The organism is Nostoc sp. NZL (assembly GCF_015714705.1).
GTDB lineage: Bacteria > Cyanobacteriota > Cyanobacteriia > Cyanobacteriales > Nostocaceae > Nostoc > Nostoc foliaceum_A.
The window spans coordinates 1-20079 of record NZ_WBKL01000042.1 but is presented as its reverse complement, the minus strand read 5'-3'; the positions used below and the strand labels follow the sequence as shown (position 1 = coordinate 20079).

At 42.8% G+C, this 20079-nt stretch carries 21 protein-coding genes and 2 pseudogenes; 8 read left to right on the top strand and 15 right to left on the bottom strand.

All coding sequences use genetic code 11. The features are described 5' to 3' along the window. Positions 1 to 214, bottom strand: a 214-nt coding sequence (locus F8R90_RS06050; RefSeq protein ID WP_442946740.1) for a hypothetical protein, incomplete at its 3' end; no start/stop codon positions are given. A 373-nt stretch (positions 215 to 587) separates the two neighbouring features. Between F8R90_RS06050 and F8R90_RS06045 the strand changes: the two genes are divergently transcribed. From F8R90_RS06045 to F8R90_RS06025, 5 genes are all read left to right on the top strand, one after another. Further along, the gene (locus F8R90_RS06045) at positions 588 to 2117 is read left to right on the top strand and encodes an amidohydrolase family protein (protein ID WP_196510004.1); all 1530 of its coding nucleotides are present in this window, start codon (positions 588 to 590) and stop codon (positions 2115 to 2117) included. Positions 2118 to 2236: 119 nt separating this feature from the next. Beyond that, positions 2237 to 2890, top strand: a complete 654-nt coding sequence (locus F8R90_RS06040) for a dienelactone hydrolase family protein (protein WP_196510003.1) — start codon at positions 2237 to 2239, stop codon at positions 2888 to 2890. A gap of 24 nt (positions 2891 to 2914) precedes the next feature. Then, a complete protein-coding gene (locus F8R90_RS06035; RefSeq protein ID WP_230966143.1) occupies positions 2915 to 3070 on the top strand; it encodes a hypothetical protein in 156 nt (51 codons plus the stop codon). A 172-nt stretch (positions 3071 to 3242) separates the two neighbouring features. Further along, the gene (locus tag F8R90_RS06030) at positions 3243 to 4325 is read left to right on the top strand and encodes an aliphatic sulfonate ABC transporter substrate-binding protein (RefSeq protein WP_230966142.1); all 1083 of its coding nucleotides are present in this window, start codon (positions 3243 to 3245) and stop codon (positions 4323 to 4325) included. Positions 4326 to 4432: 107 nt separating this feature from the next. Next, complete coding sequence (locus tag F8R90_RS06025; protein ID WP_196510002.1) at positions 4433 to 6301, top strand: ABC transporter ATP-binding protein; 1869 nt, start codon at positions 4433 to 4435, stop codon at positions 6299 to 6301. 464 nt (positions 6302 to 6765) lie between these two features. Here F8R90_RS06025 and F8R90_RS06020 read toward each other — a convergent pair whose 3' ends face one another. The 6 genes from F8R90_RS06020 to F8R90_RS32695 form a co-directional block, all read right to left on the bottom strand. Beyond that, positions 6766 to 8040, bottom strand: coding sequence for an MFS transporter (locus F8R90_RS06020; protein WP_196510001.1), 1275 nt, complete (start codon positions 8038 to 8040; stop codon positions 6766 to 6768). Further along, on the bottom strand, positions 8000 to 8479 hold the full coding sequence (locus tag F8R90_RS06015) for a MarR family winged helix-turn-helix transcriptional regulator (RefSeq protein WP_196510000.1): 480 nt from the start codon (positions 8477 to 8479) through the stop codon (positions 8000 to 8002). The genes F8R90_RS06020 and F8R90_RS06015 overlap by 41 nt, the downstream gene beginning before the upstream one ends. A gap of 19 nt (positions 8480 to 8498) precedes the next feature. After that, entirely contained in the window at positions 8499 to 9353 is an 855-nt protein-coding gene (locus F8R90_RS06010; RefSeq protein WP_196509999.1) for an ABC transporter permease, read from the bottom strand. Continuing rightward, positions 9310 to 10164, bottom strand: coding sequence for an ABC transporter ATP-binding protein (locus F8R90_RS06005; protein WP_196509998.1), 855 nt, complete (start codon positions 10162 to 10164; stop codon positions 9310 to 9312). The genes F8R90_RS06010 and F8R90_RS06005 overlap by 44 nt, the downstream gene beginning before the upstream one ends. 82 nt (positions 10165 to 10246) lie before the next feature. Further along, positions 10247 to 10492 carry a VOC family protein gene (locus F8R90_RS32700; protein WP_230966141.1) on the bottom strand — a complete coding sequence of 82 codons (246 nt, stop codon included), beginning with the start codon at positions 10490 to 10492 and terminating at the stop codon, positions 10247 to 10249. 3 nt (positions 10493 to 10495) lie between these two features. Then, the gene (locus tag F8R90_RS32695) at positions 10496 to 10636 is read right to left on the bottom strand and encodes a hypothetical protein (RefSeq protein ID WP_230966140.1); all 141 of its coding nucleotides are present in this window, start codon (positions 10634 to 10636) and stop codon (positions 10496 to 10498) included. 286 nt (positions 10637 to 10922) lie between these two features. Between F8R90_RS32695 and F8R90_RS05995 the strand changes: the two genes are divergently transcribed. Together F8R90_RS05995 and F8R90_RS05990 are read left to right on the top strand one after the other, a co-directional pair. Beyond that, a complete protein-coding gene (locus tag F8R90_RS05995; protein ID WP_196509997.1) occupies positions 10923 to 11450 on the top strand; it encodes an MgtC/SapB family protein in 528 nt (175 codons plus the stop codon). A gap of 338 nt (positions 11451 to 11788) precedes the next feature. Beyond that, on the top strand, positions 11789 to 12544 hold the full coding sequence (locus tag F8R90_RS05990; protein ID WP_196509996.1) for a dienelactone hydrolase family protein: 756 nt from the start codon (positions 11789 to 11791) through the stop codon (positions 12542 to 12544). Between the two features lie 56 nt (positions 12545 to 12600). Here F8R90_RS05990 and F8R90_RS05985 read toward each other — a convergent pair whose 3' ends face one another. Together F8R90_RS05985 and F8R90_RS32690 are read right to left on the bottom strand one after the other, a co-directional pair. Continuing rightward, positions 12601 to 13422, bottom strand: coding sequence for an NADPH-dependent oxidoreductase (locus F8R90_RS05985; RefSeq protein WP_196509995.1), 822 nt, complete (start codon positions 13420 to 13422; stop codon positions 12601 to 12603). A gap of 23 nt (positions 13423 to 13445) precedes the next feature. After that, positions 13446 to 13589 (bottom strand): annotated as a pseudogene (locus tag F8R90_RS32690) (aliphatic sulfonate ABC transporter substrate-binding protein); the annotation flags it as partial. Positions 13590 to 13848: 259 nt separating this feature from the next. Between F8R90_RS32690 and F8R90_RS05980 the strand changes: the two are divergent. Further along, a complete protein-coding gene (locus F8R90_RS05980; protein ID WP_196509994.1) occupies positions 13849 to 15033 on the top strand; it encodes an acyl-CoA dehydrogenase family protein in 1185 nt (394 codons plus the stop codon). A 176-nt stretch (positions 15034 to 15209) separates the two neighbouring features. Here F8R90_RS05980 and F8R90_RS05975 read toward each other — a convergent pair whose 3' ends face one another. The 6 genes and pseudogenes from F8R90_RS05975 to F8R90_RS05950 form a co-directional block, all read right to left on the bottom strand. Then, entirely contained in the window at positions 15210 to 15701 is a 492-nt protein-coding gene (locus F8R90_RS05975; RefSeq protein ID WP_230966139.1) for a DUF2808 domain-containing protein, read from the bottom strand. Between the two features lie 110 nt (positions 15702 to 15811). Beyond that, entirely contained in the window at positions 15812 to 17161 is a 1350-nt protein-coding gene (locus F8R90_RS05970; RefSeq protein ID WP_196509993.1) for a DUF2254 domain-containing protein, read from the bottom strand. Next, positions 17158 to 18165: a mechanosensitive ion channel family protein gene (locus tag F8R90_RS05965; protein ID WP_196509992.1), complete on the bottom strand. Its 1008-nt coding sequence runs from the start codon at positions 18163 to 18165 to the stop codon at positions 17158 to 17160. The genes F8R90_RS05970 and F8R90_RS05965 overlap by 4 nt, the downstream gene beginning before the upstream one ends. Positions 18166 to 18196: 31 nt before the next feature. Further along, positions 18197 to 19012: a potassium channel family protein gene (locus F8R90_RS05960; RefSeq protein ID WP_196509991.1), complete on the bottom strand. Its 816-nt coding sequence runs from the start codon at positions 19010 to 19012 to the stop codon at positions 18197 to 18199. Positions 19013 to 19095: 83 nt separating this feature from the next. Then, positions 19096 to 19500, bottom strand: a complete 405-nt coding sequence (locus tag F8R90_RS05955) for a hypothetical protein (protein ID WP_230966138.1) — start codon at positions 19498 to 19500, stop codon at positions 19096 to 19098. A gap of 375 nt (positions 19501 to 19875) precedes the next feature. Beyond that, positions 19876 to 20079, bottom strand: a pseudogene (locus tag F8R90_RS05950) (ISKra4 family transposase); the annotation flags it as partial.

Below are 20079 nucleotides of genomic sequence, written 5' to 3'. Positions count from 1 at the left end.
GTAATATTTCTGCTATTATTTCATCAGTCTTGCCATCCGCAGCCATTAGTAATGTGTGTGCACGCCGAATTTCTCTGGCTTTTGCTGAACCCTTTTTGACTAGAGCCAGTAGTTCTTCCCTCTGTGATTCACTCAGATTAATTTGATACTTTTTGCTCATACACCCTTTTTCCTTCTTCTGCGATCGCTTGTCTGCTTGTGAATACCAATGCATCCACATTGCTATTTAATCACACTTGATTATAACCCCGCAAAATTAATGGGACAGACCACTAGTAGTCTGCCAACCCAAAATTGTTAGGTGAGGGCTGGGAAAAGGGGAAAGGTTAAAGGAGTAAACATCTTTTCCCTTTCCCCCTTGCCCTTTACCCCGCCAAGTTTCCTTGGCGAACTACTAGGTGAACTTAGGACTAAAGTCCTTACTACAAGCAAAAAAGCAAAAAGAGTAGTGAGTTTCGAGTGCTGTAGATGCTCTTGTGGTGAGTCAGTGCGCGATAAATATCAACCAACTCTCGTTTGTTTTGTTGTACTCAGCACCCATAACTCATTTCTCAGCACTACTTCTGTCATTTATTCAAGGAAAAAACATGGCTGAATATAGCAGATTAAAAACTTCCCGTTCCGCCGCAATCAAAGCAAACCTTGATTATCCGATAATTGATACTGATGTTCATACCAATGATTTCACTCCGGCGCTTGAGGATTACATTGCTAAATACGGTGGCTCAAAACTCGTAGATGAATTACGCAAGGCGGAAGCTTCTCGTCTCAATTCCAAGAGCAATGGTAAAGACTGGTATCAACAAACTCCAGAAGAACGCCAGTACAACCGCACAATTCGATCGCCTTGGTGGGCGAGAGTAACCCGCAATACTTTGGATCTCGCTACTTATACTCTTCCTGAACTGTTCTATGAGCGTCAAGCAGAGCAGGGGTCAGATTATTCGGTACTGTTTCCGAATAATGTTTTGGCACCGGCAGGAGCAAGTAAAGAGAACCGTCAAGCACTGCAACGGGCAGTCAATCATTATCATGCTGACTTGTACCGGAAATATAGCGATCGCTTGACACCTGTAGTTGGTATCCCGATGGGTAATCCTCAAGAAGCCGTTGAGGAGTTAGAATTTGCAGTGAAAACACTAGGTCTAAAAGTAGCAAATATTCCTGGTGGTGTGAAACGGCCAATTAAGGCGATCGCTGATAAATATCCAGCAGATCAATATCCTGAAATCGCCAAGTATTCCTCCTACATTGACTTTTACGGATTGGATAGTGAATATGATTACGATCCATTCTGGGCGAAGGCTGTTGAATTAGGTGTACCCGTTACTACCCATTACGGCAGTCAAGGTTGGACTGGGCGCTCCTCCATCAGTAACTACATGAACAACCACATCGGTCATTTCGCCGATGGTTCCCAAGCATTTGCCAAAGCACTGTTCTTTGGTGGTGTTACCAAACGTTTCCCACAATTGCGCGTAGCCATGCTGGAAGGTGGCGCAGATTGGGGCGCTCATGTATACATTCATTTAGTAGATCGTTTCTCCAAGCGGAATCTTAAAGGACTGCAAAACTACAACCCAGAATTCGCCAATGCTGATGAGTTGTTCGTGTTGTTTGAGCGTTTTGGTAGCGAATTCCTGGAAGCACATCCTCTGAATAAAGAGGAACTAACAAAGAGTGTCTTGGGTTCTTCCTTCAACCGTCACAGCCGCTCACCCGTTGGTAGCGAACTAGAAGATTTTGCCGCAGCCGGGATTGAAACAATTGAAGACATCCGCGATCGCTGGGTAAATAGTTTCTTCTTTGGTTCCGAGTCTGACGATCGCACCATTGCAGCAGCATTCAACGATAAAGCCAATCCCTTGGGTGTGAAAATCAACGCCATTTATTCCTCAGATGTTGGTCACTGGGATGTACCAGATTTGACCGATCCACTAGCGGAAAGCTGGGATTTGGTACAAGAAGGTGTGATTTCTGAAGCGGACTTTAAGGCTTATGTATTCAATAATCCTTACAAGTTCTATACCCAAGCGAACCCCGACTTCTTCAAGGGTACGGCAGTTGAATCTAAAGTACCTACTCCACAAGTAGATAAGAGCCTTGTAGTAGCTTAAATCACCAAAGAGGTCTGAGAAAATACGGCTGAAGTCTAGAAACGTTTGCCATTAAAGGGGATTAGATGATTTCTAGTCCCCAATTCCTAAATCAAACACACACTTGAGGAATTACAACTATGCCTATCGAACACCGCTCTCATTTATTGCCTTATCTTTTCTCGCCTGTCTCTGATGATGCCAAAAAACCCGCGCCTCTTGTGTTATTTCTACATGGCGCACGCGATCGCGGTAATGATCTAAATGTGCTACTCAAATGGGGTTTACCTCGTTTCGTGGATGAGTCAAGCTCGTTACCTTATGTCTTTGTAGCTCCCCAACTTCCTGAAGGACAAACCTGGGTAGATCGAGAATCTGACGTAATTGCTTTGTTGGATAATCTCATCACCTCCCAACCCATAGATCCGTCCCGTGTGATTTTATCTGGATTTAGTTTAGGTACGGCTGGGGCATGGCATATCGCTGCTTCTCATCCTACTCGCTTCGCTGGTCTGGTAGCAGTGTCTGGTCGTGTACCCAAAACATTAGAAGCAAGCCAAATAGCTGCCCTTAAGGACATTCCTATCCAAATATTCCAAGGTGGAAAGGACGAAAAACTGCCGATTGAGGATGCACAGCAGATTGTCGATATCTTGCGCGGACTGGGGGGAACAGTAGATTTTACCTTCCTGCCGGAAGGCGATCATTTTATTGCCGATGAAGTATACAGTGACCCGAAATTGCAAGAATGGCTAATTTCACAGAGCCGTCGTCAAGCGTCTGTAGTAGCCTAAGTAGAATTCCTTTCCTCTTCTAACATGACATTAGCAACAACTAAACTCGGTCAAACTGGATTGACTGTTTCCCGTCTCTGTCTCGGTACAATGACTTTCGGATTCCAGACAGATGAAGAAACTTCCAGACAAATCCTTGACAGCGCCGCCGAATATCGTAGGGGAGATTCTCTGCGTTAATGATTATCGGCGGAGAAATTTGGTCGTTCAGACATGATCAATCGCAGTACCACATGAAGGATTTCGGGCTGTTCTGAATTGTATAAATTTTGCAAAGCAGAATATTTAAGCATTTCAACGCCCGAATTTTTTGTAAAAAATAAGCATAATTCTTTCAAATCAGAAATATCTCATGGATAAAATAGCTATTATTAAACGCCGTCGTTTTCTCAATTTTGCTACATCGGGTCTATGTGGTTTTTCTATGGCATATCTGTTAGGAAGTTGTAGCGAACAAAGCCCAAAGAATGTGGCACAATCTTCTTTGATAAACAGTACTACTGCCAGTCTAGATTACTCTGGTATCAAAACGAAAGTTCTCCGCATGGGGTATCAGAGTGCAGGGGATCTCTTCAGAAATCGCAGAGTTTTAGAGAAACGCTTGGAACCGTTGGGGATTAAGGTGGAATGGGCGCAATTTGCCCAAGGGCCACAACTTATGGAAGGGATGGCTGGGGGAAGAGTGGATGTGGGATCGGTGGGAGAAACACCACCAATTTTTGCCCAAGTAGCTGGGTCTGACCTTGTTTATGTCGTCGGTACACAAAGAACCGCAACGACAGGGACAAGTAGTGTGATTGCTGTACCTCCAGAGTCTCCCCTTCAGAAATTTGAGGATATTAAAGGGCAAGAAGTTTATTTTCAAAAAGGCTCGGCATCGCACTATTTTATTCTTAGAGCTTTGCAGTCAATCGGCTTGACAATCAAAGATATTAAAATCAAAAGTATGGCGACTATCGAGGCGCGGGGAGCGTTTCTCGAAGGGAGAATTCCTGTTTGGATGACAGGAGATCCCCACTATGCGATCGCTGAAAAAATGGGTCGAATTCGAGTCATCAAAGATTCTGTGGGGCTAGATTCTCCTGGGGGCTACTATATTTCTGACAGGAAGTTTGCCCAAGAAAATCCTGGCTTGCTAAAAATTATTATTGAGGAGCTTCATGCTCTTGATAAGTGGGCAGACATGAATCGAGACGAAGTAGCCAAATTGATGATCACTGAACAAAAGCTCGATGAAGATGTAGTTGCAAGGGTGATGTCTCGTCGCTCTTTTGCAGGACGTAGAGGACTCAGCCCTGCATTGATAGCGGAACAACAACGTGTAGCAGATTTGTTCTTTCAAGAGGGTGTCATACCAAAGAAAATCAACATTCAGGATGCGTTACTTCCACCTGATTTGTATGCTGCAATCACACCGTCAGAAATTATGGTCTAGTGCTTTGTTTCAGTAATTCTTAGGACTTACGCACTGTACAAATGCATCACTCAATTGAGTTGTTAAGGAGAAGCCTAAAAAGATAACATGCTACGAAATTGACTCTCATGAAGAAAAAGTCCAAACAATCGAAATCCTTTCAACGTGCTGCTGATGCGCCCAACTTGCCAGCAACTCCATTTCGGTTCATTTGCTATTTCGTTAACCAGTTCCGCTGGTGGTATGTGGCAATGGTGATTCTGGAGGTAATACACGCAACCTGCGGCATCATGTTACCTTATGCCATTGGCGAAATCATCCGGGGTGTGACGCGACAGGCGGCCGACAGCAAACCCATTCTTGATGCCATGAGCCAACCCCTGATGCTTTTCACCGCCTTGAGTGTGGCTGAAGTGATATTCGGGCGAGCAGCTGGACTTTTGCAGACTATCCTCCATCCGATCCACCGACAACACATCGTCCGTTCTCTATATAGCTACTTACAGCACCATTCTCACCGTTACCTCAGCAGCAGTTTTTCTGGGGCATTAGCACATCGGATTAGCGAAACTTCTCTGGGTGTGACTCAGACAATGAGTATGCTGATTACTGAATTTATGCCAGTAATCATCGTCTATACTGTCACCACGATATTACTGTATCGCGTCTATCCTCCACTTGCTGGATTCGTGGGGATGTGGGCAGTTCTCTTCATCAGTATTTCGTTCTGGCTGGCAACTCGCTGCCGAATTTACTCCCGAAAAGCCGCAGCAGCAAGAAGTGAGACAACTGGCATCATTGTAGATGCAGTCACAAATCTCACCAGTAGCCGACTGTTTGCTCGCCTGGGTTTTGAACGACGCTATTTGAATGAGCAATTAAGGGACGAACTCAAAGAGGTGAGAAAATCCAACTGGTACTCGGAGCGAATCCGCTGGTTTCAGTTTATCTCAGCAGCAGTCCTGAAAATTGGCACTTTGTATTACTCGCTCTCACTTTGGAGTCAGGGAACGATCGCAACGGCGGATTTTGTCGTAGCAACCAGTCTGTCGCTGTTAATCATTAGTGAAGCCCGCAATTTAAGTAAACGGTTTCTAGAATTTTTTGAACATATCGGCAATATTGCCAATGGTGTCTTCACTATTGTTCAACCCCACGAGATCATTGATCGTGATAGTGCGATCGCCCACTCAATCACTCAGGGACAGATTGAGTTTAGCCAAGTGAATTTTAGCTATTCCCTTGGTAAAAAAGTATTCGATAACCTGTCTATAACCATCCAACCAGGCCAGCGTGTCGGACTGGTTGGCTTTTCTGGCTCTGGGAAATCCAGTTTCGTCAATCTGATTTTGCGTCAATTCGACCCCCAATCGGGGCAGATTTTCATTGATGGGGTCGATATTCGAGACATGACGCAAGATGCCCTACATTCCCAGATCAGCTTGATTCCTCAAGATCCGTCTCTGTTCCATCGGACATTAATAGAAAATATTCGTTATGGGCGACTGGATGCCACCGACGAGGAAGTGGTCGAGGCAGCACGCCAGGCCTATGCTCACGATTTTATCGCTCAGATTAAGGAAGGGTATGATTCTTTGGTTGGTGAGCGCGGTGTCAAACTTTCTGGAGGGCAAAGACAAAGGATTGCGATCGCGCGGGTAATCCTCAAAGACGCACCAATTCTGATTTTAGATGAAGCCACCTCCAGCCTCGATTCCATTACCGAAAAAGCGATTCAAGACACTCTAGATTTAGCGATGGATGGAAAAACGGTGATCGTGGTGGCTCATCGACTTTCTACTATTGCCCATCTAGACCGCATTTTGGTATTTGACCAAGGGCGCATTATCGAAGATGGCACCCACACCAAACTGCTGGCACGTCATGGTGCTTATTACAGGTTATGGAAAATGCAAGCAGGTGGATTCTTACCTGTCGAAGCCAACAATCACAACATATCTGAACTACAAACAGGACAACATCTGCATCCCTCATAAGAAACCCAGAGTTGACGAATTGACTGAGGGTAAAAGGCAGACAATCGAGCCTTGAGTCAATCATAGATGGTGTGTGATAATGCCTTTGCTGGGATAAAATTTTATTAAAAAATTATCTTTATTATCCTGTTGATAAAAGAAATATCCCCAGTCGTAAAATTGCGGAAAGTTCTGGGGGTAAAGTATTTCGGGAGTTTCAACAGACTAACAAGAGCGGTAATCTTCTTGATGAGGTTGAATACAGGATTTATAAATAAACGGCATCTCCTAAACTAAAACAATAATACATTTAGGAAAGTGTGGGATTAATCTACAACACTGATGACTGTTAACCGTCAACAGTTCACACTGAGCGTATCGCTAAAGCGAAAGCTCCGCTAACGCGCAGCGTCTCGTAGAGAAGTCGAAGTGTCAACAGTCAACAGTTAACGACCATCAAGAGTTTTAGACGCGCATCAGCTTATTTACTTACCTTCAAACTCTTGTAATGCTCCTAGCTTGGCAATTCCCGGCCAAATTGCAGCTACAGCAATTACCACTACAATTGTGCCAATTCCTCCACCAACTACGGAGATAACCGGGCCAAATAAAGCAGCCGTCAAGCCTGATTCAAAGCCGCCTAACTCGTTAGAGGCACTAATAAATACACTATTGATCGCCGCAACCCGACCGCGTAAATTATCTGGAGTTCTAATTTGCACTAAGGTATGGCGAATCACAACGCTAATTGTGTCTAGTGCGCCACTTAGCACCAACATCAATAATGACAGCCAAAACCAACGCGATAGGCCAAAGATAATTGTCACAACACCAAAGCCAACTACTGACCAAAGTAAGGCTGGCCCAGCCTTGCGTAAGGGTGGTAGATATGCCAGTACAACTGCCATAAATAAAGCACCAATCGAAGGTGCTGCTTGTAGGTAGCCTAACTCTAATGGCCCTACCTGCAAAATATCCTTGGCGAAGATGGGTAGTAGCGCGATCGCACCTCCCAACAAAACTGCAAACATATCCAAGGTAATTGCTGCTAAAATCAACTGATTTTCCCAGACAAACTTAGCCCCGGCTGAGAGTGCTTTGAGTGAGATTGGTTCTGTAGAACGAATGGTTTCTTGTTTTGAGATTGCCGCCGTTAAGACAAAACATAGCAAACCTGCGATCGCAGCCAGTACGTATACACCTGTAGCACCTCCCAAAAAGGCTATACCAAATCCTCCCAAGGCTGGGCCGATAACTGAGGCTAACTGAAAGCTACTACTATTCCAAGTGGCTGCATTAGTAAAAGCACTAGTAGGTATCAATTGCCACATCAATGCATCACTAGCAGGTTTCAAGAACGCCCTGGCAATGCCTGTGAATACCAAGCAGGCATACATTAATACTATTGCGCCATTAGTCCATGAAAGTACCGCCAAAGCCAGGGAACATAAGGCTAATAAAAATACTGACAGCAGCATTGTCAGTTTGCGATCGCGGCGATCGGCTATATGCCCAGTAATCAAGGTTAGGGCAATCATCGGTAAGACTTGGGCTAGCCCAACACCACCTAATGCTAAAGCTGAATTTGTGCGATCGTAGAGTTCCCAGCCAATGGCCACAGTCTGCATTTGTGACCCGATGAACAAAAGTACACGCCCAATTGTAAATAGGCGATAATCTCGAAATCTCAACGCTGCAAAAGGATCGTGTTGTGCAGACTTAGCGTTGCTCTCGTTTAATTTCTGTTTGCTCGAAGACATTTTTTAGTAGAGCCAACCCTTCTTCAATATTGGAAACTTGTTCTGGTGTCAGACCTTCCAAAAGGTCGGCTATATGAGCGCGAGTTTGGTCTTGGGATTGCTTTAATTGATGCTTTCCATCTTCAGTAAGATTCAGGAGAACTCGCCGCCTTTCTTGAGGATCATCGATGCGTTGCACCAAGTTGCGTTGTACTAGCCTTTCTGTTGTTGCTGATGCTGTCGCACAAGTGACACCTAGATGCTCTGCCAAATCAGATAATGAAGCACCTGGACTGCGGTTAAGAAATGCTAGCGATCGCAACTGTGGTATAGATAAAGCAGCAGCACTGTGAGCTCGCATATCCGCTCGGATAAACCGCATCACTAACGGAATTGTATCCATTACTCTGGCAGCACATTCTTGGGAAGTTGCGCCTTGCGTAGGTTTTCCGAGTTTCATGAGCTATTCTTTCTCCTAATTACATTGCCACCCGTGGATAAAGTCGTCCACAAATCAGGGTTAAGCCTATTAATGTTAACAAGAGAATTGTACAGTCCCAACCAAATCCATAGATACTAGTTCCATTTGCTAGCATCGTGCCGCGTAAGGCATCCACTTCGTAAGTTAAGGGATTAATACGAGACAAAAATTTTAACCAGTCGGGCATCATGGAAATGGGATAGATGGCATTACTAGCAAAAAACAACGGCATAGTTAACAACTGTCCAATTCCCGTCATTCGTTCTCTAGTTTTCACCAGACAGCCAATGATTAAAGAAAATGTGCAAAAACAACCTGCTCCCAACATGACGACTAATAGCACTTGCAAAAAAGCCAAAGGATGAAGATTGAGTTTGACACCTAATACTAGTGCCAATCCATAAATCACAAATACCTGTGATAAACAACGCACTCCACAAGCTAGGGATTTCCCTAACACCATTGCTACTCTTGGTGTCGGACTAGCCAAGAATTTATGCACAACTCCTAAATCTCGCTCCCAAATTAGCGTCATACCACCTGTAAAAATAGCGACAAACAACACACTTTGCGCCAGAATACCCGCAGTCATGAAGTCTAGATAAGGTAAGTCACCTGTAGGAATTGCCCGAATCCTGGTGAAAACTTGCCCGAAAATCAATAGCCACAGTGATGGTTGTACAGCTCGGACTATTAAATCAGTGGGATCGTGCCGGAGCTTCCGCACTTCCATTTCGGCAATCACAAGGGTTTTCGCAAATATCTGAATAAGTGCAGAGATAATATTAGGTTGGCGAGGAGGTTTTGCCTTAACCCAACCGTTGAGCTGTACGTCTGGTTCTTGCTGTATCACGATAGCTGACTCCTGATGTTAATAGATCCCCTGTGTAGTGAATAAAGACATCATCCAAAGTTGCATTTGATTTACCCAAAGAAGCTTTCAAATCACTTGGTGTGCCTGTTGCCACAACTTCGCCTTGCTGCATAATCGTCACTCGGTTACACAGGCTATCGGCTTCTTCTAAAAAGTGGGTAGTTAAAAAGATGGTTGTGCCGTAATCTGCGCGGAGTTGTTGCACCAGTTGCCATACCTGAGTACGAGCAATGGGATCTAGCCCTACAGTCGGTTCATCAAGAAACAAAATCTTGGGTTGGTGCATGATGGATTGAGCAATTTCTAGCTTGCGAATCATGCCACCAGAGTAGTTACGTACTAAGCGATGGGCTGCGTCTTGCAAACCCATAAAATCTAGAACTTCCCGGATACGCCTTTGCCTGTGCTTGACAGGAATATCGTATAGCTTGGCAAAGATTAAGAGATTTTCATAGCCTGTAAGACTACCATCAGCAGAGAGAGCTTGGGGTACATAGCCAAATAGTCGTCTGACAGCAGCAGCCTGATGAGTTACATCATAGCCAGCTATAGTTGCTCTACCTGCACTTAGGGGCAATAGAGTCGTCAACATTTTAATTGCTGTGCTTTTACCTGCGCCATTCGGGCCGAGTAAACCAAAGACCTCACCTTGTTCTACTGTGATATTCAAATCATTTACAGCAACTGCTTTACCGAAGTAACGTGTCAGTCCTTGCGTTTCTAAAATCACTGCTTTAGGGCTACTAGCAAGTGATTCAGACAAATCAGCGTTTTCCGTAAGTCTTGTCACGAGTTTTATGCACTTTTAATATTTAGTTTATCTAAATATTAGCTTCGCACATTTTATTTAAAAGTCAAGAGTCTGATTTGTGTTAGGTGAATTCCGCTATTTCTATGCGATTTCCCCCAGGATCGCGGATAAAAAAGCGATCATATACAGTTGGAGGGCGATCAGCTACGCTGGGCGGTACGCGATCGCTAATAATTTCTACCCCATGAACTTGCAGATGTTTGGCAAATGCTTCTAAGTCGTGGACTCGAAAACATATATGCCGTCTAGATACTTCCTTATTAGTGTGCTTCTCTATACCTACGTGGATTTGAATATCCCCCAGCATATATCATGCGCCTCCATTCGCTTGGAGAGCCTCTGGTTTAGCAATTTCAGTGAGTCCCAAAATTTGGCTGTAAAAAAACAGCATTACGTTTTCTACTTCAGGTGGTGATGTAACCTGAATATGATCGATTGCTGTGAGCCACACTTTTATTTCCTCCATTCTTTATGTTCATTGCAACGTGCAGTGCTTGTTTGTCTTCCGTTCAAGCACTGAAGTTAATGAATTTTACTTTAATCTACGATAACTTGGTGTGTTTGTCGTATCCTTGGTAATAGTGGCTCTACGTATATTAATTTACTCATTTTTAATCTTTTGTTAAACTCACGTTAATATTTACTTAACCTATTGACTTGCCGTATTTAAATTTTCACTTATAACTCTGCCAATAAGTGCAAAATTCCGTTCTGTATCTCAAAGAAGGAATCCTGCAATGGGAAATATGTTTATTGCCGCCAATGATTGGCCACACATAACATTTAGACTAGCTCTAGCACTTGTGGTTGGTTGCATGATTGGATTAAATCGTCAACAAGGGGGTAGACCAGCAGGAATGAGAACATTCATGTTAGTCAGTATGGGAGCAGCTTTATTTGTGATGATTCCTTTGCAGGCTGAAGGTGATAGTCCCTATGCAGCCACCAATGCCTTGAGCCGGACGATTCAGGGTGTAGCTACTGGGGTGGGATTTCTGGGAGCCGGATTGATTTTACAAGAGTCTCCTAGAAAATCTGTGAGGCCAAAAGTGCGGGGGTTAACGACAGCAGCCTGTGTCTGGACTGCGGCGGGGTTAGGCGCAGCAATTGGTTGTGGTTTATGGCAAATGGGATTAATCGGAGGACTACTTACCCTGATTACCCTTAGCGGAGTCAAACAACTCAACCGTTCATTTGCAGTTCTGGGGGGTGAAGGTAAAAAAGGTAATGCTGAGGATTTTACGAGCACTGATGATGATGATTGAGACTCATCCCAACTTGGGATAGGTCGTTCATAATTAACTTTTTTCTGCTTGGTGGACAATATATTATATTTTTCTAGTAAGAATTGCTTCAGGTGTGGCTGTTTAGAGTTTGTCATATTACTACATTAAATCGATAGATTTATCGTATTTTAGAAGTAATGCCATTAGAATCGCTCTAATTTTTGTCTGGGTGGGATATTGGTAACAGCACTTGTTTTTATTACTTAGTTATGGAATGATACTTTTACAAAGCGCGGTAATTCGATAGATTTACTGTAGTATATTACCAGATATCAAAAACAATCCACCCTCAACGAGATTGTAGGCTCAATCCTCAAATGACAAGTACAGAAATTCGCACAACTAAAGTTAAAGTCCCAAACGGTGATTTGCAAATTGATGCTTACTTAGCTGAACCTGCAAAAGAGGGAAAATTCCCCGCCGTTATCGTGATTCAGGAAATCTTTGGGGTAAATATTCATATTCGGGAAGTTGCCGAGAAGTTTGCCAAGGAGGGATATGTAGCGATCGCTCCTGCACTTTATCAACGTACTGCTCCGGGGTTCGAGGCTGTATACACCCAAGAAGATATCCAGCGTGGTAGAAGCTATAAAGAGCAGACTACAGCAGAAGAAATATTGAGTGATATTCAAAGTGCGATCGCTTATTTGCGAACTTTGCCAAATGTCCAAAAAGATGCGATCGGCTCCATTGGCTTCTGCTTTGGTGGTCACGTTGTCTATTTAGCAGCCACTCTGCCAGACATTAAAGTTACAGCCTCTTTCTACGGTGGCGGGATTACCAACTCTACACCTGGTGGTGGTGAACCCACTCTCACCCATACTTCCAAAATTAAAGCCCCCATTTACGCCTTCTTTGGCACTGAAGATCAAGGCATCCCGCTAGAACACACAGAACAAATTGAAGCCGAATTAAAGAAACATCAAATTTCTCATAAAATCTTCCGCTATGAGGGCGCAGGGCATGGTTTTTTCTGCAACCATCGCAGCAGCTACAATCCCGAAGCTGCCGCCGACGCTTGGCAACAAGTTTTAGAATTATTCCAAAAAAACCTCCAACTGCAAACAGTCTAAATTGGGGACTGCTTCTTTGCTTTTGTAGAAACGCGATTAATCGCGTTTCTACTTTTTCATCGCAACTCAAAACCCAAATTTTTCAAAGCTTCCTGCAAGCGATCGCGTCCCGATAGAGATTCAGCAAACGCTACTCGTTTAGCTGAGTGTTCCGACCAATCGCCGGCAACATTCATCTGTTGGGAATTGTAGAATGCTTTCATGATTTGGTTGTAAAGAGCAATTTCTTCATGTTGTTTCTCTAATTGATAAGTCTCCCGATGCAATACTGCTGCTTGCGGTAAACGCGGTTTAACTTCCACATTTACGGATGAATCTGCATAACCAACACACAAGCCAAAAACGGCAAAGACATGAGGCGGTAAATTTAAAACCTCTGCCACCTCTTCTGGACGGTTACGCAATGCGCCAATATAAACTGTTCCCAAACCCAAAGATTCGGCGGCGACAACAGCATTTTGCGCTGCTAATGCTGCATCTATAGCCGCCATCAGAAACATTTCGAGATAATCTAAACCTTCATGGGGTAATCCTTGACTTTCAGCGACAGATGTTAATCTCGCCAAATCTGCTAACCACACCAGAAATAAAGGACACTGGCGAATATGCGCTTGGTTATTCGCCAACTGCGATAACTTCTCCTTACGTTGTGCATCTTCTACTGCAATTACACTCCACGTCTGGAGATTTGAGGAAGTCGATGCAGATTGGGCTGCTGCTACCAAAGTTTCTAAAGTATTTGATGGTAGGGGATCGCTCAGGTAAGCGCGGATTGAACGGTGGGACAGCAAATTAGATATTGTCTCATTCCAAGGAATATCTGCATTGAACGCGTCTACGCCATAACGACGATGGAATAACTCAGTAGGATTGGTCATAATTACGAACTACTAATTACGAATTATTTAATTTTGGGTGAAAAAGCTGCATATTGCTCAGGTGTAAGCATCGCTTCTTTGACGTTAATTTGTTTGGGAATCAATTTCAATTCATAGAATTTATCAGCAACTTGCTGCTGAAGAGTAATTAATTCTTGAGAGATTGGGGCCGTTTTGGCTTTAGTGAAGGAATAGCAGGACATATTACAGCCCGTGACCCAGAATTACTTGCTCTTTCTGATGAAGCGATAAGCCTGACGGCATAGCTAGCGCTTACCGCATCTCAACAACAATTTGCTGATACTTTTTTCCAAGCCAGTGTAATTCCTTCACAAGTTGGTGTTAAACAACTATGGGACAGTAGTTTTAATGAAGATATCGCCAAATGCAATTAGCACTGTCTCCAGTAGGTAGGAATTGAGCCAAATGTCACAATCACCTGTTTTAGAAGCTAATACAGCAGTATCTGTTGATTTGTTTAAGCTTGCCGAGTCGCTGGCGGCTGATTTTGCCACTCGTGCAGCCATCCACGATCGCGACAGTTCTTTCCCTTTTGAGAATTTTCAGGCTCTCCACCAAGCACAACTATTAAGTCTCACGGTTCCCAGAGAATTTGGTGGACAAGATGCAGGGTACGCTACCGTCTGTCAAGTAATTGAAAAGATAGCCAGTGGTGATGCTTCTACAGCTTTGGTGTTGACCATGCACTACTTACAACATAGTAATGCAGCTCGCGCTCGTCGTTGGCATCCCGCAGTTTATGAGCGGCTGTGTCGGGAGTCAGTTACAGGTATTGCTTTACTCAATGCTGCCCGTGTGGAACCAGAATTAGGTACACCCGCCAGAGGGGGACTACCAGTCACAATTGCCAAACAAACAGATACTGGTTGGCTGATAACTGGTCACAAACAATACACCACGGGCAGTCCGATCTTAAGTTATTTCGTCGTTTGGGCGCGAACAGATGAAGAAGAACCACGAGTAGGCAGTTTTCTTGTCCCACGCGATCTTTATGGTATGAGGATTGTGGAAACTTGGGATCATTTAGGGATGCGAGCTACTGGTAGCCACGACCTAATTTTAGAAGATGTCTTGATTCCTCAAGAATACGCTTTGGATGTGCATCCTCTGAACACTTTTTTAGCACCAGACCCTCTAAAATTGGCAGGTGGTAGTTTGTGGTTGAGTGCATTGTATCAAGGAGTAGCCACAGCAGCGCGAGATTGGTTAGTTGAGTATTTGAATGAGCGATCGCCTACTAATTTAGGTGCTAGTTTAGCAACTCTACCCCGATTTCAAACAGCCGTTGGTGAAATCGAAGCATTACTGTACGCCAATCAGCGACTAATTTACAGTCTGGCGGACGATATTGATCGAGGTGAGTATGACACCAAAATTGGTTTACAAGCGCAAACAGTGAAATATCTAGCTACAAATAATGCCATTCGCGCTGTAGACATTGGACTCGAACTGATTGGTAATCCAGGTTTGTCCAAGAAAAATCCTCTGGAAAGACATTATCGAGATGTACTTTGCAGTCGCATTCATACACCGCAAAATGATGCAATTTGTTTGTCTTTAGGGAAATCAGCACTAAAAATTACAACCTAATTACGAGCAATTAATAGTCACAGCTTACACCTATCAACAGTGAGCAGATGTTTAATGGACAAGTTGAAAGAGAGCTATTAAATGGAATGCCTTGGTTATTTGAGCAACAGCCCCAACCACCAACTCATCTTCATTTATTAGTCGATGAACAACAGCAAAGACGAGATATCTGGGAGTTACCAAAAGAAAATAGCCCCGAACCGGGGCCAACAAAAATACACTTCCATAAATTCAAATCTTCTTAGTAATTCATAGGCATCAACACCATAGAATTGTAAGCGAGCAGTCCCAATGATTGGGTTATATGTTGATAGAGTCTGCACTTGGAACTGGTACACACTGTCGTACATGGGATTACGAAAAGGTTTCAAGCCGATAGTGATTGTTTTACCGGGTGCAACTGGTTGGTCAAAAGTGACAATCACAGTTTGTGGTTGATTTTCTCTGTTCGCCAGCGTGATTCCTAACTTTTGTCCTCTACGGGCTAACTTGTTAGCAGTCTCACCTTTTCCTTCAAAGGCGAAACTTTCTTGGGAATTGAAGCGAATCGCTTCTAAACCTTGTATTTGAGTAAAAGCCACTTGTTGCAATGCTTCAGTAGCTGATGCTGGTACTGTTAGCGTCAAATAATTTGACCACTTACCTTGAACTGCTGCGGCTATGAGCAAAATTGTTAGTAAAGCTTGTCCTATCTATGCGATAATTCAATAACTTTTCCAATTCAGACTTTTCATAATTATTTTCCAAAAGCTATTAATTTAAAACGCCATTTTTCTGGTTAATCCCAATCCTTAATAGTGTCATCATTATTTAAATTTTTAATCACCTGGTAATATCTCTCTTCTACATTTTTGTAGTCTTGTTCTTGTGAGAGTCCCTCACGGCTATCTTGTAAAATAATGTCAGCATGATGCCGAAGCACATCTTGATATTTTGAAGTTTTAGTGTAAGTAGCAATTAAAGCTATAGCTTCTAATAAACGAATCGTGACTGCTACATCAGATCGCCCATACTGGCGAATTTGATTAAAAGCAGCATCTGTTAATCCCTTAAACTTTACACCTTCGGCAATTACGCGCAGTTTATTATTATTGTCATAGCGATAAGATGAAGGAAAATTCCTTTGAACAAGATGACATAATCCAGCACTTAATTGGTCAATACAGCGAATTGCAGTAAATGGGTCATTCACAGCAGGAGAGATAGCACGTAGGGCAATTTCTACTAACTGATTGATAGGAAATTCTACATCCTGTTGCTCTGTACGTTCTTTGCCTAAAATAAAGGCATCATTTATTTCTTTAGTAAGTTTTTTAGTTACTTTTTTCCCAGGAAAAACCAAGGCTAAATCGCTACCTTGAACTATAAATTTTCCCGGTCTAACCTTAAGGCGTACTAGCAAATTCTGCTTGCAAGCAATCTTCATTAATTCTTCGTCGTCAATTGCTTGTAAATAACCAATGCCATTAGCTCGAATCGGTAAAGCCTCCTCCTCAAAAGACATGGGAATTTCTGTAACTCCAAGGTTATATTCTGGTTCACCACGCCCTATTTTTTCGGGAAATAAGCGGTTAATCGCTGAATGTAAATCTTCACTAACATTTTGGATTACGTGAGATGCCTGAATTATTGTTGAAGCATGATGGATAAAATAAATCAAAACACCAATGCTAATAATTGCGAGTAAAATACCGACTGTAACGGCAAGTTGGGGTACAAACTCGCTGTATCCATCTCCTTCTCCATGAATTGTTCGCAGTACAAGCAAGCAGTAGATGAACGTGCTAATAAATGTACCAAGTACAACTTGATTACCTGTATCCTGCATAAAATTACGCAGAAGTCGCGGCCCAAAATTGGAAGCAGCCAACTGAAGCGCCACAATTGTAATTGAAAAGGCTGTAGCAGCAACGCTAATCATGGAACCTGCAACTGATCCTAACAGCGATCGCGCTCCATCTGCTCCACCTGTATAAACCCACCAATAATTAATTTCCACCTTGTCTGCACGGTCAAGATTAAGCATTGTGAAAGCTAAAGCAGTAGCTACTACCGCCATAACTGCTGGTATGAACCAATAACTTGAGTGGAGTTGATCCCAAAGTTTGCTTAACTTGACATTTCTCATTTTTCGTTGGTTTGAGAATCTACTTTACCGTTGTTATCTTGTGAGGAGCGCACTTGAGCAAGTAACCTAAGTGAATCACTGATGCGGCGAGGCTTCGGTACTTCACCTTTACCAGATGGCCAACCTTCACGCTGACGGGAGCGATCGCCATCTGTCTCTTCGGTCTGGTCGTGGAACAAAATTTGTTGAGTTGGGAAGGGCAAATCAATGCCGTTTGCAACAAGCGTTTTCTTAATTGCAGTAATCACTTTATCCCGTGATTGCAGATCATCTATCCGTCGTGGTGGATGAATCCACCAACGCACACGGATGTTAACAGTGCTTTCGGCAAGTTCCATTACTAATACATCAGGAGCCGGATCTTTTAAAACTTCATTTACACTATGCATTGCGTCTAGCATTAACTGCTTGGCACGGTCAATATCGTCGTTGTAGCCAATGCCGACATCATACTCTAATCGTCGGTTATCAAAGGCAGTGTTTACAGTTACCGAATTAGTAAATAACTCAGAGTTAGGAATGACAATCCGCCGACCGTCATAAGTTCTGATTGTTGTTGCACGGGTCTCGATATTTTCGACTGTTCCTTCAAAGCCTTTAAAAACAATTTGGTCATCAATTTGAAAAGGTTCAGTCAGTAGAATTAAAATTCCAGCTAAGAAGTTTTGCAAAATATCGCGGAAAGCAAAACCAATTGCTACACCGCTAATTCCCAATAGCTGTATCAAATCACCCGCTCTAAATGTAGGAATAACAATGGAAAGGGCAATAAACAATCCAATTAAAATTGTTAGCCCTTGCGCTAACCTTCCTAGAACTAGTCCCAGATTTCGGGCAGAACGACGATTGCGAGTTAGCCGCTTTACCAGTACCTTAAATCTGCTGGCAACAAATAAAAAGAAGATGAAGACAATTAACCCTAATACAATGTTCGGTAGCAAAGCTATGAACCCGTTAATCATGCTTTGAACCTTATCCCAAGCTGCGGAGATTTCTGCATTCATGAATTTTCCTCACTAATTAATTTTTGCTAAGTCAATGCTTTGGATTCTGATACAATAATTCTTGAATTTCCTCCCTCAATGCTGCGATTTCACTCTGAAGCAGTTGAATCGATTTCGCTCCAGCTAACTCTGCTTCTTCATCATCGGCATCACGACCAATAAAGAATGTTGCTAAAGTCGCAGTGACATAGCCAAACACGGCAAACGCATACAATGCTAAGAAAAAACAAAGTAGCCGTCCTTCGGGCGTTTTGGGCCAATACTCAGAACCCATCGTTGTTATAAGCATTGCTGTCCACCATAAAGCAGTACCGTAGTTGTGTAACCCTGATTCCACAGGAACTTCGTTTTCAAACGCATACATCCCTGCTGCTCCTATTAAAGTAACAATCATTGTTAATGCCACAACATAACCAAACCCTCTACGGCTAATACTTGCTCCCAAAACCCGCATTCCTCGGTTAGCACGAGTCATGACTCGTAATAGTTGTAGCCCTCGCACAGCCCGCGTTGTTCGTAGTATTCGGATGACTCGTATGATGCGAAAAGTACGCAACGCTGGCAACACCAAAGAAATAGCTGTTAGCCAGTTGCTTTTGATATAAGAAAATTTATGAGGAGCGATCGCTAATTTAAGTAGAAAATCTAATATAAAAATAATCCAAATAGTGATGCTAAAGGCTTCCTGTAAAGGATTTAGTCCCCAGATGATTTCGATGATGAATAGCGCTAGCCACGCAAAGCCCAGCACCAGCATTGGAGTTTCTAGCCAATCTTCTAACTGTTGCAAGACTTCGCTACGTTCTCTTTCTAGGGCTTGTTTTTCTGAAAGCTTTGAACTACTCATAAGATTAATTCGTAATGACGCTCGATGACTCGCTAACGTAATTCGTAATTCGTAATTTAATGTCGGGTTTTAGAGAATTGGTCTTATTGTTTACTAGCAGGTGTTTCTAGCACGTTGACATCAACTAGAGGTGTCACATTAAAGTCCTGTTTTAATAATTGATTGGGTGAGGCGATCGCGAATTTCTTCACTAGACGCTGTAATTTGCGGTTGACGCTGCACATAAATAACACATAGCAGGGTATCCTGGCCTTCAATCTAATGGGAATTTCTTGCCGTAATATCAGGCTAAGTAGCCAAATAGTGGCAATTGTGACTGCTAAAGCGGCAAAATATCGTAAAATACTCCGCCCGTGAACCATTACCACATCAATCGGTTCTTCTGCATTTCCTGCAAATCGAGCTAGATTTGCGCCGTTATGAGATTTGGCAATATCGATAACAGCTTTTCCGTTTCCCCGTGATACTTGGATAATGAGTTGACGCATTTTCACCTCCTAAGGCTAACCATCTTGTTTTTTCAGACAATAACTCTACTATCGAAAGAAGGATTTTTTGAAAGATGTATCTCATACTTAATTAATATTTTATTTTTTCTAAAAAATTGGTATGGATTAGTCAAATAACAGATAATTTCAATAGGAGAGCAGGTCATGAATGAAGGTTTTATCAAGTTATCTTTTAGATTTAATATAAATCTAAATAGTGGAAAAATGTGGAGTAATTCGCTATGTTTTTCTCTTAAACCAAAATTTTAGATTTTTATTACCTAAACTTAGGATTTTTCTCTTAGAGGTTGTTTAAAAGTGTTTGGCAGTGATTTTAGGCACTTGTTGAGGGAGCATCTCACCTTTGCAAAAATATCAGGTAGTAAGCTGACCATTGAGATAAGCAGATCGAAGTTGTAGCATCCGAGGTACGTTTTCTAATTTCCACTGTGCGCCGGAAATTTTTAAACGTTTACCAATCTGTTTCACAGCTGATTCCACAGCGCCAGAACCAATAGAACATAAACCTTCAGTAGAAAAATACTCGTAGTTAACTATTCGTCCTGAATGCTTTTTAAG

What these genes read in the sequence shown, in the direction of transcription:
- F8R90_RS06035 (WP_230966143.1), top strand. Translation starts at nt 2,915, where the DNA reads ATGACATTAGCAACAACTAAACTCGGTCAAACTGGATTGACTGTTTCC.
- F8R90_RS06025 (WP_196510002.1), top strand. Translation starts at nt 4,433, where the DNA reads ATGAAGAAAAAGTCCAAACAATCGAAATCCTTTCAACGTGCTGCTGAT.
- F8R90_RS06030 (WP_230966142.1), top strand. Translation starts at nt 3,243, where the DNA reads ATGGATAAAATAGCTATTATTAAACGCCGTCGTTTTCTCAATTTTGCT.
- F8R90_RS05980 (WP_196509994.1), top strand. Translation starts at nt 13,849, where the DNA reads ATGTCACAATCACCTGTTTTAGAAGCTAATACAGCAGTATCTGTTGAT.
- F8R90_RS32700 (WP_230966141.1), bottom strand. Translation starts at nt 10,492, where the DNA reads ATGCTGGGGGATATTCAAATCCACGTAGGTATAGAGAAGCACACTAAT.
- F8R90_RS05990 (WP_196509996.1), top strand. Translation starts at nt 11,789, where the DNA reads ATGACAAGTACAGAAATTCGCACAACTAAAGTTAAAGTCCCAAACGGT.
- F8R90_RS05965 (WP_196509992.1), bottom strand. Translation starts at nt 18,165, where the DNA reads ATGAATGCAGAAATCTCCGCAGCTTGGGATAAGGTTCAAAGCATGATT.
- F8R90_RS05985 (WP_196509995.1), bottom strand. Translation starts at nt 13,422, where the DNA reads ATGACCAATCCTACTGAGTTATTCCATCGTCGTTATGGCGTAGACGCG.
- F8R90_RS06020 (WP_196510001.1), bottom strand. Translation starts at nt 8,040, where the DNA reads ATGTCTTCGAGCAAACAGAAATTAAACGAGAGCAACGCTAAGTCTGCA.
- F8R90_RS05970 (WP_196509993.1), bottom strand. Translation starts at nt 17,161, where the DNA reads ATGAGAAATGTCAAGTTAAGCAAACTTTGGGATCAACTCCACTCAAGT.
- F8R90_RS06015 (WP_196510000.1), bottom strand. Translation starts at nt 8,479, where the DNA reads ATGAAACTCGGAAAACCTACGCAAGGCGCAACTTCCCAAGAATGTGCT.
- F8R90_RS06045 (WP_196510004.1), top strand. Translation starts at nt 588, where the DNA reads ATGGCTGAATATAGCAGATTAAAAACTTCCCGTTCCGCCGCAATCAAA.
- F8R90_RS06040 (WP_196510003.1), top strand. Translation starts at nt 2,237, where the DNA reads ATGCCTATCGAACACCGCTCTCATTTATTGCCTTATCTTTTCTCGCCT.
- F8R90_RS05960 (WP_196509991.1), bottom strand. Translation starts at nt 19,012, where the DNA reads ATGAGTAGTTCAAAGCTTTCAGAAAAACAAGCCCTAGAAAGAGAACGT.
- F8R90_RS05955 (WP_230966138.1), bottom strand. Translation starts at nt 19,500, where the DNA reads ATGCGTCAACTCATTATCCAAGTATCACGGGGAAACGGAAAAGCTGTT.
- F8R90_RS05995 (WP_196509997.1), top strand. Translation starts at nt 10,923, where the DNA reads ATGGGAAATATGTTTATTGCCGCCAATGATTGGCCACACATAACATTT.